This window comes from Streptomyces sp. NPDC058086 (genome assembly GCF_042885015.1).
Classification (GTDB): Bacteria; Actinomycetota; Actinomycetes; order Streptomycetales; family Streptomycetaceae; genus Streptomyces.
The window spans coordinates 74,609-87,851 of the sequence record NZ_JBHVST010000043.1 but is presented as its reverse complement, the minus strand read 5'-3'; the positions used below and the strand labels follow the sequence as shown (position 1 = coordinate 87,851).

Genomic DNA, 13,243 nt, shown 5'->3' with positions numbered 1-13,243 from the left:
ACACCCCCCCCGCCCCCCGCCCCCCTTTTTTTCATTCTCCCCCCCCCCCCGTGCCCCCCCCGCGGCCGGTTCGGCGTGACCATCACGGATACCGGCAGGGCTACCGCTGGTCGATTTCGGCGAGGAGCCAGGTGCACAGCTCTTCGGTGATCTTGGTGTGGTCCTCGTTCCGGGAGGCGCACAGGAACGCGTCGAGTTCGCTCTCGTCGGGGTCGAGGGCGTCGATGTCGGTGTGCAGCAGGTCGGTGGTGTCCAGGTCGCGGACGGCCACCGCGCTGACCGAGGGCACGAAACAGATCTCGGGGACCGGAGCCACGGCGCTGCCGGGGATCAGCTTGTTGAGGGTTTCGGCGGCGATGGCGAAGGTCGCCAGGGTGCCGCCGGGAGCGCCGTCGATCTCCGGGAACCCGTCGGTGGTGATCGTCTCGTTCTTCCCGAAGGTCGCCTTCAGTTCGGCGACCACGGCGTCGTCGCCCTCGGACTGGGTGTAGACGGTGGTGCCGGGGAACAGGATCCCGGTGGCGCGGAACGCCTCCGCGCCGGGCGCGATCCCCGTGCCCCGGCCGTTCCCGGTGCCGTTGGCGACACCGATCTTCCGCGGAATCATCGGCCAGCCGCCGACGCGGTCCAGGGCGGCGAGGAAGTCGGAGCGGGCCTTGTCCTGCCCGGGAGTGCCGTCCACCGTCTCGATGTGCCGCCACATCAGCTCGCGCGAGGCCGGGCTGTTGATCTGGTCCGACAGCGCGCTGTTGGCCGGGTTGCCGCGCTTGATGTAGTGCGCGAACGCCTGCAGACCGATCGGCACCCACGCGCCACGGTGGGGGCTGTCGTACGAGAAGTACATCCCGGTCTGGTGGTCCATCTTCTGGGTCTCCATCCGCGCCAGGGCATAGCGGGTGACCAGACCGCCCATGCTGAACCCGCCGACCACCAGCGGTTCCTTGCCCGTACGCTCGTCGATCAGCCTCGTGATCGCCTCGATCACGTACCCGGCGTTGTCGAGGATCGACGCGGAGCGCTCCCCGTAGCCGAAGATGACCGCGTCCCGCCTGCGCTCGCGCAGCTGGCTCATCAGCGGGTACTCGCCCCGCTCGAAGCCGTGGTAGAGCTCGTCCAGCTTGCTGGGCCCGGTATTGAAGCCGTCGGACATCAGCACCGGCCGCTGCACACCGCTGTGGCCCTTGCCGTAGTACACCCAGGCGGTGCCGTCGTAGACCGGCACGTAGCCTGCCTGGCCCTCCTCGTCGGCGTTCAGGTGCCGTCCGAAGTGCCACGTCTCGTCCGGCGCCGGGGCCGGTGGCGGCTTCGGCTGGTCCAGCGGGGCCATCAGCCCGATCGAACCGACGTACTGCTGCTCGCGGGCCGCCTTCTCATTGCTCACTGCGGTCGATCCCCTTCCTTCGGGCCGCACGAAGACCCCGGGGGCATATGCCCCGGGGTCGTGCGACTTGGATGTGGGGCTCATCATCAGGGGACAAAAACGGATGTTCGGGTTCCCTCGCACGATCATCATCACCATGAGTGATTCCCAGCCCCACGGGTTTGGCCCGGTGGCCGAGCCGGTCGGCACTCGAACCAGACCGTCTTGCCGCCCCCGGGTCCCGGCCCCACACCCCACTTGTCGACCACCGCGTCGAGCAGAACGAGCCCGCGCCCACCCTCCGCCTCCGGCGACAACTCGGTGGGCACGCGGGGTGGTTGCGGGGAGCCGTCCGCGACCTCCACCCTCACTCCGGCCGCCTGCCGCAGCACCAGCAACGCGCAGCGCCGGTCCGGGACATGGCGTACGACGTTGGCGACCAGCTCGGTCACGGCCAGCTCCACGGAGTCGGTCAGCTCGGCCAAGTTCCACTCCTCCAGCAGCGACCTGACGATCCGCCGGACGTGCCGGGCCGAGTGTGCGCCGACGGTGATCCGCATCGCGTACTGGGCGGGGCGGGGGCCCAGGAGGGTGGGGGGAATGTGTTCGTTCACGGCACGAGACTGACCTCGCACGACTACGCTCGGCTACGGGACGAATACAACGGGTCCCGGAGTGGACCGAGTTGCGCGCGAGAGGGGCCGTACGTGACCCATATCAACATCCTCGACCCGGGGGCCTCGCCGCTCGACTACTACGGTTTCGAGTTGCGGCGCCATCGTGAATCCGCGGGCCTGACACAACGGCAGCTCGGCGACATCGTCAACTACACCGGTTCGCTGGTCGGCCAGATCGAGACGGCGAGGAAGCTGCCGACGCCGGAGTTCAGCGAGCGGGTGGATGCGGCGCTGGGAACGGGTGGGTTACTGTCCCGGCTGGTCGGACTGGTGATGCGTAGTCAACTTCCGGCCTGGTTCCAACAGGTGGCGGAGTTGGAGGCGCGGGCGGTCGAGATCTGTTCCTTCCAGACCCACATGGTCCTCGGTCTCCTCCAGACCGACTCATACGCACGTGCGGTGCTGGGCGCGCTGGACCAGAACGACCTTGACGACCGCACCGCCGTACGACTGGCCCGCCAGCGCATCTTCGAGAAGGGGGAACCGCCGGTCTTCTGGGCGGTCCTCAGCGAGGCCGCGCTGCACCAGGAGATCGGCGGCCCGAAGACCATGCGAGAGCAACTCGCCCACCTGTTGTCGTTCGAGGACAACTCCCGGATCAACATCCAGGTGCTGCCGTTCTCGGCTGGAGAACATGCTGGACTGCAAGGCTCGTTCGACCTCTACCGCTTCGCGAGCGACCCAACCATCGTTTACACCGAGAGCTACGGAAGCGGGCATCCGACCGCCAACCCGGACACCGTCAAGGACTGTTCGCTCCGTTACGATCATCTCCGAGCTTCCGCGCTCTCCCTCAGGGACTCGGCGGAGCTGATCCGGCGCGCGATGGAGGAACGCTATGGAGAACAACGCGATTCTGACGGCGGTCCAGTGGCGTAAGTCGAGCTACAGCGGCGACCAGGGCGGCCAGTGCGTCGAGTGCGCGCCCCTTGGCCCTCTGGCCTGGCGCAAGTCCACGCACAGCAGCGACCAGGGCGGCGAGTGCATAGAGATCGCCGAAACCCTGGACACCACCTTCGCCGTACGAGACTCGAAGAACCCCACCGGCCCGATACTCACCTTCGAGCCCGCCGCCTTCACCACCTTCGTCTCCTGGACTACAACCGCTGGATGATCGTCCCGGTGGCCAGTCCACCGCCCGCGCACATGGTGATCAGCGCGAACTCCTTGTCCCGTCGCTCCAGTTCGTGCAGGGCGGTCGTGATCAGCCGGGCACCCGTCGCCCCGACGGGATGCCCGAGCGCGATCGCACCGCCGTTCACGTTGACCTTCTCCAGGTCCTGCTCGAAGACCTGGGCCCAGCTCAACACCACTGAAGCGAACGCCTCGTTGATCTCCACGAGGTCGATGTCCTTCAAAGACATCCCGGCCTTGCCCAGCACCGCGCGCGTCGCGTCGATCGGGCCGTCCAGATGGAAGTGCGGGTCCGAACCCACCAGGGCCTGGGCCACGATCCGCGCCCTCGGGCGCAGCTTCAGCGCCCGGGCCATCCGCTTGGACGCCCAGAGGATCGCCGCCGCACCGTCGGAGATCTGCGAGGAGTTGCCCGCCGTGTGGACGGCGGTCGGCATCACCGGCTTGAGGCCGGCCAGTGCCTCCATGGACGTGTCGCGGAGTCCCTCGTCGCGGTCGACGAGGCGCCACATGCCCTGTCCGGCCCGCTGTTCGTCCTCGGTGGTCGGCACCTGGACGGCGAAGGTCTCGCGCTTGAAGCGTTCCTCCGACCAGGCGTTCGCGGCGCGTTCCTGGGAGACGAGCCCGAGCGAGTCGACGTTCTCGCGCGTCAGGCCACGATTGCGCGCGATGCGCTCGGCGGCCTCGAACTGATTGGGCAGGTCCACGTTCCACTCGTCCGGGAACGGCTTTCCGGGGCCGTGCTTGGAGCCGGAGCCCAGCGGCACCCTCGACATCGCCTCGACGCCGCACGAGATACCGACGTCGATGACTCCCGCCGCGACCATGTTGGCCACCATGTGCGAGGCCTGCTGCGAGGAGCCGCACTGGCAGTCGACCGTCGTCGCCGCCGTCTCGTACGGCAGGCCCATGGCCAGCCAGGCCGTGCGCGCGGGGTTCATGGACTGCTCGCCGGCGTGCGTCACCGTGCCGCCGACGATCTGCTCGACGCAGTCGGCGTGGATGCCGGTGCGGCCGAGGAGTTCACGGTAGGTCTCGCCCAGGAGATAGGCGGGGTGGAGGTTGGCGAGCGCGCCACCTCGCTTGCCGATGGGGGTGCGTACGGCTTCGACGATCACGGGTTCCGCGGCCATGGGGGCTCGTCCTCTCCTCAGGCCTGTCCGGCGGCCAGGCCCTGCTGACCCGCGCAGCGCGGGGCGTCCCGGCCCACCCACCGCGCAGAACTAGAACGCGTACCAGTTCTGTGTGCAGTCTGCGGATCGGAGCCCCCGTGCCGCAAGGGTCGTGCAGCGCTCGAAGTCGTGATCTGCACGAACTCCCCACGGAATTCGGGGCGCCGTACCTCTTGCGACTTATAGAACCCGTTACTACCTTCACGGCAATTCCGGATTCCTGATGGACCGTCAGAATGGTGGGTGGTCGCCGATGCCCTGTCCCGCGCTGCCCGACGGGTTCGACTTCACCGACCCCGATCTGCTGCACCACCGCGTGCCTCTGCCGGAGTTCGCCGAACTGCGCCGGGCCGAACCCGTCCGCTGGATCCCCCAGCCCGCCGGTCTGGCCGGCTTCCAGGACGAGGGCTACTGGGCGGTCACCCGGCACGCGGACGTCAAGTACGTCTCCACGCACCCGGAGATCTACTCCTCCTACCTCAACACCGCGATCATCCGCTTCCACGAGCACATGCAGCGCGACGCGATCGACGCCCAGCGGCTGATCCTGCTCAACATGGACCCACCCGAGCACACCCGCGTCCGCCAGATCGTGCAACGCGGTTTCACGCCAAGGGCCATCCGGGCGCTGGAGGAGCGGCTCCGCTCCCGTGCCCTCGCGATCGTCGAGGGCGCCCGCGCCCACTCGGGACCCTTCGACTTCGTCACCGAGGTCGCCTGCGAACTGCCCCTCCAGGCGATAGCCGAGCTGATCGGCGTCCCCCAGGACGACCGCATCAAGATCTTCGAGTGGTCCAACAAGATGATCGCGTACGACGACCCGGAGTACGCCATCACCGAGGAGGTCGGCGCCGAGTCGGCCGCCGAGCTCATCTCGTACGCCATGAACATGGCCGCCGACCGCAAGCAGTGCCCGGCGAAGGACATCGTCAGCACGCTGGTGGCGGCCGAGGACGAGGGCAACCTCGGCTCAGACGAGTTCGGCTTCTTCGTGCTGATGCTGTCGGTCGCCGGCAACGAGACCACCCGCAACGCCATCACCCACGGCATGCACGCCTTCCTCACCCACCCCGAGCAGTGGGAGCTGTACAAGAGCACCCGTCCGGCGACCACGGCCGAGGAGATCGTGCGGTGGGCGACCCCGGTCGTCTCCTTCCAGCGCACCGCCACCCAGGACACCGAACTCGGCGGCAAGCAGATCAAGAAGGGCGACCGCGTCGGCATCTTCTACGCCTCCGCCAACCACGACCCCGAGGTCTTCGAGAACCCGGACGCCTTCGACATCACCCGCGACCCCAACCCCCACCTCGGCTTCGGCGGCGGAGGCCCCCACTACTGCCTCGGCAAGTCCCTGGCCGTCCTCGAGATCGACCTCATCTTCAACGCGATCGCCGACGCGATGCCGGACCTCACCCTGGTCGGCGACCCGCGCCGGCTGCGCTCCGCCTGGATCAACGGCGTCAAGGAGCTCCAGGTCGACGCCGGCTGACCGCACCGCACGCTCGGGCCGACGGACTCCCGGTGCCCGTCGGCCCGTCCCGCGGGAGGCAGGAGCATCCCCCTACGCCCGCCCCTGCCTCCCCCGAGACGAACCTCCGATGAACGTCTCCGTTCCGTTTCGCGTCTTCACCGGTGGCTCAGCCTTCCCCCCACCTCCGAAGACAACCGACGCTTCGAACGGAACCGGTGCACCGTGGTCTCTGCCGAGCTGACCCCCGTCCGGCCCGACCACCCGGCCATACGCCGAAAACGCCCTCATCACGCGTTCTGGCTGCGCCACCGTCTCCCCCTCCTCGTCACCCTCCCCATGCTGCCGCTGTACGCGGTGTGGTGGGCCTTCCTCGCGACCGGCGGTGGTGATCTCGCGGCCCAGGTGGCGTGGGCGGAGTTCGTGGCGCGGCACGGCGGATCGCCGTACAACCTCTTCTGGTACGGCGGGATGCACACCGCCAGCTACAGCCTGATCTCGCCGTATCTGATGGCCGCGCTGGGTGTGCGCCCGGTGACGGTGGTCTCCGGGCTCGCCGCCACCTGGCTGGCCGCCGTGCTGATCGCCCGCACCGGGATACGGCGGCCGGTGGGCCCGGCGCTGCTGGCCTCGCTCGCGCTGTGGTGCAACGTCGCCTCGGGGCGCACCACCTTCGCGCTCGGCGTCGCCCTCGGTCTCGCCGCCTGCGTGCTGCTGACGGGCGAGCGACGGGCACTGCCTGCGGCGGCGTACGCGGCACTGGCGACCATGGCGAGCCCGGTGGCCGGACTGTTCCTGGTGGTGGTGGGCGCCGGACATCTCGCCGTACGGGACCGGGTGCGGGCCGGGGTGCTGCTGGTGCCACCGGTGGTCGTCGTCGGGGCGACCACGCTGCTGTTCCCCTTCGCCGGACAGCAGTTGATGCCCTCGGGCCGGATCTGGCCGCCCGTGCTGCTGGGGCTGACCGTCGCCACGCTGGCCCCGCGCGGCTGGCGGGTGGCCCGGCGGTGCGGGGTCGTGTACGCGGCCGGGACCGTGCTGACGTATCTGATCGCCTCCCCGGTGGGGACGAACGTGGAGCGGTTCGCGGAGCTGTTCGCGCCCGCCGCGCTCCTCGCGGCGCTGCTCACGGCGCCCGGGCCGCACCTGGTGCGGCGGATCGCGCTGGTGGTGGCGTTCGTGCTCTCCGTCGCCTGGGTCGGGCAGAAGACCGTCGACGACCTGGAGGTGTCCACGTCCGTGCCCGCCTGGGCCGCCGACACCCACGGCGTCGTACGGACGCTGGAGCGGCTCGGCGCCGGCCGTGGCCGTGTCGAGGTGGTCCCGGCCCGCAACCACCGCGAGGCCTCCACGCTCGCCCCGCATGTGAACCTGGCGCGTGGCTGGAACCGTCAGCTGGACATGGAGCGGGGGCGCCTGTTCTACGACGGTTCGTTCTCGGAGGCGACCTATCGGGCCTGGCTGGACCGCTGGGCGGTGGGATTCGTCGTACTGCCGGCGGGGAAGCCGGACGGGTTCGCCGAGGCGGAGGCGCGGCTGGTGAGGAGCCGGCCCGCGTGGCTGGAACCGGTGTGGAGCGACGCCAACTGGCAGGTGCTGCGGGTGCGTGACGCCGTACCTCTGGTGTCGGCGCCCGCCTCCGTGCTGCGCACGACGAGCGCCGAGGTGGACGTACGGGTGCCGGTGCCCGGCCCGGTGACCGTGCGGGTCGCGTACTCGCCGTGGCTGCGCGCACCGGGCGGCTGCCTGACACAAGACGGCGAGTTCACGCGGCTGACGGTGACCGAGCCGGGTGAGTACCGGATCAGCTCGGGGTACGCCCCGTCATCGGGACCGGATCCTTCGTGCTGACCTCCACGGGCTTCATCAGCGGCCTCGGCCGGGGCCCCTGGAGGAGGTAGGTCAGGCCGAAGCCCGCGCCGACGACGGCCGCGCCGCCCATCGCGTCCAGCACCCAGTGGTTGCCGGTCGCCACGATCGCGGAGACCGTGAACAGCGGGTGCAGCAGGCCGAGCGCCTTCATCCACCACTTGGGCGCGAGGACCGCGATGACGACTCCGCACCACAGGGACCAGCCGAAGTGCAGCGAGGGCATCGCCGCGTACTGGTTGGTCAGCGCGGTCAGCGTGCCGTAGTCCGGCTTGGAGAAGTCCTGCACGCCGTGCACGGTGTCGATGACGCCGAGGCCCGGCATCAGGCGCGGTGGGGCGAGCGGGAAGAGCCAGAAGCCGAGGAGCGCCATCAGAGTGGCGAAACCGAGCGCCGAGCGCGCCCAGCGGTAGTCGCCGGGGCGGCGGGCGTAGAGCACGCCGAGGACGGTGAGCGGGACGACGAAGTGGAACGACTCGTAATAGAAGTCGAAGAAGTCCCGCAGCCACTCGACCTTGAACACGGCGTGGTTGACCCAGTGCTCGATGTCGATGTGCAGGAACCGCTCGATGGAGAGGATCTGGGCGCCGTGGTGTTCGGCGGTGGTCCGGCCGCCCGCGTTGGTGCCGCCCGTCGCGGCGAGCCTGACCTGCTGGTAGGCGGAGTAGCCGACGCGTATCAGGAGCAGTTCGAGCAGCAGGTTCGGGCGGGTGAACACGCGGCGGAGGAAGGGCAGCAGCGGCAACCGCTTCCAGCGGGTGGGAACGGGCCGGGCGTAGTCGGTGGGGATCGGCGCCCGGTAGTACTCCGAGGTGCGGGAGAGGAACGGCACGATCGTGGCGGCGGCGAGCGCGGCGAGCAGCACCACGTTGTCGCGCAGCGGGAAGAGCGCCGCCATGTTCGGCAGCATCATCTTCGCGGGCAGCGTCATGACGAGGATGACGGCGACGGGCCACATGGGGCGGTCCGAGGTCTTCTTGCCGACCCTGCCGACCAGCGCGAGCAGCACCCACAGCAGCTGGTGCTGCCAGGACGTGGGCGAGACGACGACGGCGACACAGCCGGTGATCGCCACGGCCAGCAGCAGCTGCCCGTCCCGTGCGTAGCGGATGGCGCGGCGCAGGCCGAGGGCGGCGACCGCGGCGCCGAGCAGCAGGAACAGGGTGATCTCCAGCGGGCCGTTGAGGCCGAGCCGCAGCAGCGCGCCGTGCAGCGACTGGTTGGAGAGGTTGTCCGCGTTCCCGCCGAGGCCGACGCCCGCCAGGTGGTGCACCCAGTAGGTGGTGGAGTCGTGCGGCATCGCGGCCCAGGCGAGCGCGCCGAGGCCGGCGAAGGTGATCGCGGTGGACTCGACGGCGCGGCGGCGCCCGGTGAACCAGAGCAGCGGCGCGAAGAGCAGCATGGTGGGCTGCAGGGCGGCGGCGACGCCGATCAACAAGCCGCTGGCGCGCTCGCCCCGGACGGCGAAGCAGCCCAGCAGGACGAGCAGCACCGGGATGATGCTGGTCTGGCCGAGGTAGAGGGCGTTGCGCACCGGCAGCGACAGCATCAGCAGGCTGATCGCGACGGGCGCTGCGAGCAGGGCGGTGCGCCGGCTCACCGGCTGGGGCAGGGCGCGTGCGACGACCAGGCCGAGCACGACGACCAGCGAGAGACTGCCGAAGGTCCAGCCCCAGCCGAGCGCCTGTTCGGCGGCGCGGGTGAGGGGTTTGAGGACGAGTCCTCCGAAGGGGGTGCCGGTGAACTGCGTCGAGTCGTACAGCGATCCCTTCACATGCAGGACGCCGTTGGGTCCGACCCAGGTCTCCAGGTCCGTCAGCCGTTCCCCTTTCGGGGTGCTCAGCACGACGGTGACCTGCCGTATCGCCAGGACCGCGGCGATCACCCACAGTCCTATCCGGATCGCGCGCAGTCTCGCTCTCGCCGATTCCGCCGCCCCCGCCCCGAAGGCATTCCCCACCGTCCCGCCGTGCTCAACGTTCGCCACGCCCCGCCGACCCTCCCGCCCCGTTTGTCCCGTTCACCCCGTGCGTCCCGTGCGGCCGGACTCCGCCCGGACCTTACGAGGCTCGCACGCCCCTGTTGAGAGACGCAGGCAACCCCCTCTTCACCTGACCGCCTCCCGCCTTTTGTCCGGATGACGATAGTGCGCGCATGGTTCCGGTTCTCCCCTTCGTTCGCGACTTAGCTCACAGACGGGCCCCGGAAAAGCGGTGCGCGGCCAGGCCTGCGCCCCTGCGTACGGCGCATTTACTTGCACTATGCACCGAGTTGCCTACGGCACGTTACGCGGGCGAGTGCCCCTATGGTCGCTTTTCGGCCCACTTCCGGGTGAGCCACGTCCCCGTCCCCTACGAAAGGCATGCCCTTGCCGTCCGCCACAGCAGTCGCCCCCGCAGTGCCCCGACCCCGGACCCCTGCGCCGCCCGAGGCCTACGTCACCGATCCGGCCCTGGTCAAGCGGGCCGTCAAGGCGGCGGCCCTCGGCAACGCGATGGAGTGGTTCGACTTCGGTGTCTACAGCTACATCGCGGTGACGCTGGGCAAGGTCTTCTTCCCCTCCGGCAACCCCACCGCGCAGCTGCTGTCCACCTTTGGCGCCTTCGCCGCGGCCTTCCTCGTCCGCCCGCTCGGCGGCATGGTCTTCGGCCCGCTCGGCGACCGCGTCGGCCGCCAGAAGGTCCTCGCCGTCACCATGATCATGATGGCGGCGGGCACCTTCGCGATCGGCCTGATCCCCTCGTACGCCACGATCGGCGTCGGCGCTCCCCTGCTGCTGCTCGCGGCCCGGCTCGTCCAGGGCTTCTCCACCGGCGGCGAGTACGCGGGCGCCTCCACCTTCATCGCCGAGTACGCGCCCGACAAGAAGCGCGGCTTCTTCGGGAGCTGGCTGGAGTTCGGCACCCTCGCCGGATACATCGGCGGCGCCGGCCTGGTCACCCTCATGACCGCCTTCCTGTCCACCGAGGACCTGCTGTCCTGGGGCTGGCGCGTCCCGTTCCTGATCGCGGGCCCGATGGGCATCATCGGCCTGTATCTGCGCATGCGCCTGGAAGAGACCCCGGCGTTCGCGGCGGAACTGGCGAAGGCCTCCAAGAAGGAGGCGGACCGCCCCAAGGTGCGGCTGCGCGACATGGTCGCGGGCCAGTGGCGCGCGCTGCTGCTCTGCGTCGGCCTGGTGCTGGTCTTCAACGTCACCGACTACATGCTGCTGTCGTACATGCCGAGCTATCTGACGAGCGAGCTGAAGTACGACGAGACGCACGGCCTGCTGGTCGTCCTCGGCGTGATGGCGCTGATGATGGTCGTCCAGCCCTTCGCGGGCGCGCTGACCGACCGGATCGGCCGCCGCCCGGTGATCGCCGCGGGCTGCGTCGGCTTCCTCGCCCTGTCCGTCCCGGCGCTCCTGCTGATCCGCCAGGGCAGTCTGCTCGCGGTCGCGCTCGGCATGGGCGCGCTGGGCCTGCTGCTGGTCTGCTTCACCTCCGCGATGCCCGCCGCGCTCCCCGCGCTCTTCCCGACGAAGGTCCGCTACGGCTCGCTGTCCATCGGCTTCAACGTCTCCGTCTCGCTCTTCGGCGGTACGACCCCGCTGGTGACCACGGCGCTCATCGGGGCGACCGGGAACATGATGATGCCCGCCTACTACATGATGGCCGCGGCCGTCGTCGGTGGCGTGGCGGTGTGGTTCATGACCGAGTCCGCGGGTCGCCCGCTGCCGGGCTCCGCGCCCGCCGTGTAGGTTGGCCGTGGGACTAGTTAGGACATCTAACTAGGCATACGAAAGGCATGGTCCATGAGCGAGTCGCAGCTCTGGAACGAAGTCGACGACTACTTCACCACTCTCCTCGCCCCCGCCGACGAGACACTGACGGCGGCCCTGCGCGACAGCGACGCCGCGGGGCTGCCGCAGATCGCCGTCGCGCCGAACCAGGGCAAGCTGCTCCAGCTGCTCGCCGAGATCCAGGGCGCCCGCCGTGTCCTGGAGATCGGCACCCTCGGCGGCTACAGCACCATCTGGCTGGGCCGCGCGCTCCCGGCGGACGGCCGGCTGATCACCTTCGAGTACGACGCCACGCACGCCGAGGTCGCCCGCCGCAACCTCGCCCGCGCGGGCCTCGACAAGATCACCGAGGTGCGGGTGGGCCCCGCGCTGGAGTCGCTGCCGAAGCTGGCCGAGGAGAACCCGGAGCCGTTCGACTTCGTGTTCATCGACGCCGACAAGGTGAACAACCCGCACTACGTCGAGTGGGCCCTCAAGCTCACCCGCCCCGGCAGCCTGATCGTCGTCGACAACGTCGTGCGCGGCGGTCGGGTCACCGAGGCGGGCAGCGCCGAACCGAGCGTGCGGGGCACCCGGGCCGCCCTCGAACTGATCGCCGCCCACCCGAAGTTGAGCGGTACGGCGATCCAGACGGTGGGCAGCAAGGGGTACGACGGGTTCGCGCTGGCGCGCGTGCTGGCCTGACGCGCGTTTCCCCACCTCCGGGGCGCTCGGGTCCCCCTCCGGGGGCGCTCAGGTCTCGTGGTAGAAACCCACGTTCACGCTGTGCGGTCCTGTGCGGTCGAGGATGACGATCTCCCCCGAACCGCCCGCGGGGAGCTTCGCCGTCCCGCCGTACGGGACGGCCTGGGTCGGCAGTCCGGCCAGCGTCAGCCGTACCTCGGCGGAGGGCTCCGGGCGTGACCCGTGCAGCCAGGTGACCTGCCAGGTTCCGTCCGGGCCGCACAGGAACTCCAGGTGGACCCGGGAGACGAACAGCCAGTCGTCGGGGGTCGCGAGCCGGCACACGGCCCGGTCCCGGCCCACCCGCAGCACGGCTCCGGGGTCGCTCGGCGCGTCGGCCATCAGCATTCCGGCCGTCGCACCAGCGTCCGCCCCGGTGACCGAGGCCATGGTGAGTTCGAGCACGTGCGCTCCTTCGAGTTACAGCGTTCATACGGTCGCGTCGCGGCGCTTCAACCCTCCTGGTACCGAGCGTGGTTGACGCGCCGCCGCCGCATGATAAATCGCCCGATCGTCCGATCGTGTGTCGTACGGCACAATGGACGCATGACCGAACGGAAGCCACCCGGGGTCAGCTTCGAGACCTGGGTCGACCGACAGATCCGTGAGGCGGAGGCCCGCGGCGAGTTCGCGGACCTGCCCGGTGCGGGCAAGCCCATGCCCGAGGTGACCGACACGTCGTACGACGAACTGTGGTGGATCAAGCGGAAGATGGCCCGCGAGGGGCTGTCGGTCCTGCCGCCGACGCTGGCCCTGCGCAAGGAGGCCGAGGACGCGCTCGCGGCGGCGTCGGTGGCGCCCTCGGAGCGGGTCGTGCGCCGGATCGTCGAGGACATCAACGCCAAGATCCGCGAGGTCATGTTCAAGCCGCCGCCGGGACCGCCCCTCGGCCTCAAGCCGTACGACGTGGACGAGATCGTCCGGGAGTGGCGCGAGCGCCGGGCCGGATGACCCCGTCGACGGGTGAGGCCGCGCCCCGGAACATGGTCCGGGGCGCGGCCTCGCTGCGGCACTCGACGGTTCGGCCTCCTGACCGGTGCAGGAGGCGCTCGGTCT

12 protein-coding genes are annotated in these 13,243 nt (G+C 69.9%); 7 read left to right on the top strand and 5 right to left on the bottom strand.

Annotation, left to right across the window (positions count from 1 at the left end; translation table 11 throughout):
* Nucleotides 1-100: 100 nt before the first annotated feature.
* Together ACFVWD_RS29600 and ACFVWD_RS29595 are read right to left on the bottom strand one after the other, a co-directional pair.
* Complete coding sequence (locus tag ACFVWD_RS29600) at nucleotides 101-1,381, bottom strand: esterase/lipase family protein (protein ID WP_389600444.1); 1,281 nt, start codon at nucleotides 1,379-1,381, stop codon at nucleotides 101-103.
* Between the two features lie 131 nt (nucleotides 1,382-1,512).
* The gene (locus tag ACFVWD_RS29595; protein WP_389600442.1) at nucleotides 1,513-1,974 is read right to left on the bottom strand and encodes an ATP-binding protein; all 462 of its coding nucleotides are present in this window, start codon (nucleotides 1,972-1,974) and stop codon (nucleotides 1,513-1,515) included.
* Nucleotides 1,975-2,067: 93 nt separating this feature from the next.
* Here ACFVWD_RS29595 and ACFVWD_RS29590 point away from each other — a divergent pair, with 93 nt between their 5' ends.
* Together ACFVWD_RS29590 and ACFVWD_RS29585 are read left to right on the top strand one after the other, a co-directional pair.
* Nucleotides 2,068-2,916, top strand: a complete 849-nt coding sequence (locus ACFVWD_RS29590) for a helix-turn-helix domain-containing protein (RefSeq protein ID WP_389600441.1) — start codon at nucleotides 2,068-2,070, stop codon at nucleotides 2,914-2,916.
* Nucleotides 2,876-3,151, top strand: coding sequence for a DUF397 domain-containing protein (locus tag ACFVWD_RS29585; RefSeq protein WP_389600439.1), 276 nt, complete (start codon nucleotides 2,876-2,878; stop codon nucleotides 3,149-3,151). The genes ACFVWD_RS29590 and ACFVWD_RS29585 overlap by 41 nt, the downstream gene beginning before the upstream one ends.
* On the opposite strand, the gene ACFVWD_RS29580 is transcribed toward ACFVWD_RS29585, so the two are convergent.
* A complete protein-coding gene (locus ACFVWD_RS29580; RefSeq protein ID WP_168508418.1) occupies nucleotides 3,135-4,304 on the bottom strand; it encodes a steroid 3-ketoacyl-CoA thiolase in 1,170 nt (389 codons plus the stop codon). The two genes, ACFVWD_RS29585 and ACFVWD_RS29580, sit on opposite strands and share 17 nt — an antisense overlap.
* Before the next feature lie 292 nt (nucleotides 4,305-4,596).
* Between ACFVWD_RS29580 and ACFVWD_RS29575 the strand changes: the two genes are divergently transcribed.
* A complete protein-coding gene (locus ACFVWD_RS29575; RefSeq protein ID WP_101405417.1) occupies nucleotides 4,597-5,832 on the top strand; it encodes a cytochrome P450 in 1,236 nt (411 codons plus the stop codon).
* Between the two features lie 204 nt (nucleotides 5,833-6,036).
* Entirely contained in the window at nucleotides 6,037-7,662 is a 1,626-nt protein-coding gene (locus ACFVWD_RS29570) for a hypothetical protein (protein ID WP_389600437.1), read from the top strand.
* Here the strand turns inward: ACFVWD_RS29570 and ACFVWD_RS29565 are convergent.
* Nucleotides 7,616-9,667 (bottom strand): bifunctional glycosyltransferase 87/phosphatase PAP2 family protein, encoded by a 2,052-nt coding sequence (locus ACFVWD_RS29565; RefSeq protein WP_389600436.1) that lies wholly within the window; start codon nucleotides 9,665-9,667, stop codon nucleotides 7,616-7,618. The two genes, ACFVWD_RS29570 and ACFVWD_RS29565, sit on opposite strands and share 47 nt — an antisense overlap.
* A gap of 375 nt (nucleotides 9,668-10,042) precedes the next feature.
* On the opposite strand from ACFVWD_RS29565, the gene proP reads away from it, so the two are divergent.
* Complete coding sequence (proP, locus tag ACFVWD_RS29560) at nucleotides 10,043-11,422, top strand: glycine betaine/L-proline transporter ProP (protein WP_389600434.1); 1,380 nt, start codon at nucleotides 10,043-10,045, stop codon at nucleotides 11,420-11,422.
* A 54-nt stretch (nucleotides 11,423-11,476) separates the two neighbouring features.
* The gene (locus tag ACFVWD_RS29555) at nucleotides 11,477-12,148 is read left to right on the top strand and encodes an O-methyltransferase (protein WP_389600432.1); all 672 of its coding nucleotides are present in this window, start codon (nucleotides 11,477-11,479) and stop codon (nucleotides 12,146-12,148) included.
* 48 nt (nucleotides 12,149-12,196) lie between these two features.
* Here ACFVWD_RS29555 and ACFVWD_RS29550 read toward each other — a convergent pair whose 3' ends face one another.
* Nucleotides 12,197-12,592, bottom strand: coding sequence for an FHA domain-containing protein (locus ACFVWD_RS29550; RefSeq protein WP_054230963.1), 396 nt, complete (start codon nucleotides 12,590-12,592; stop codon nucleotides 12,197-12,199).
* 141 nt (nucleotides 12,593-12,733) lie between these two features.
* Here ACFVWD_RS29550 and ACFVWD_RS29545 point away from each other — a divergent pair, with 141 nt between their 5' ends.
* The gene (locus tag ACFVWD_RS29545; RefSeq protein ID WP_168491002.1) at nucleotides 12,734-13,138 is read left to right on the top strand and encodes a DUF1992 domain-containing protein; all 405 of its coding nucleotides are present in this window, start codon (nucleotides 12,734-12,736) and stop codon (nucleotides 13,136-13,138) included.
* The last annotated feature ends 105 nt before the right edge of the window (nucleotides 13,139-13,243 follow it).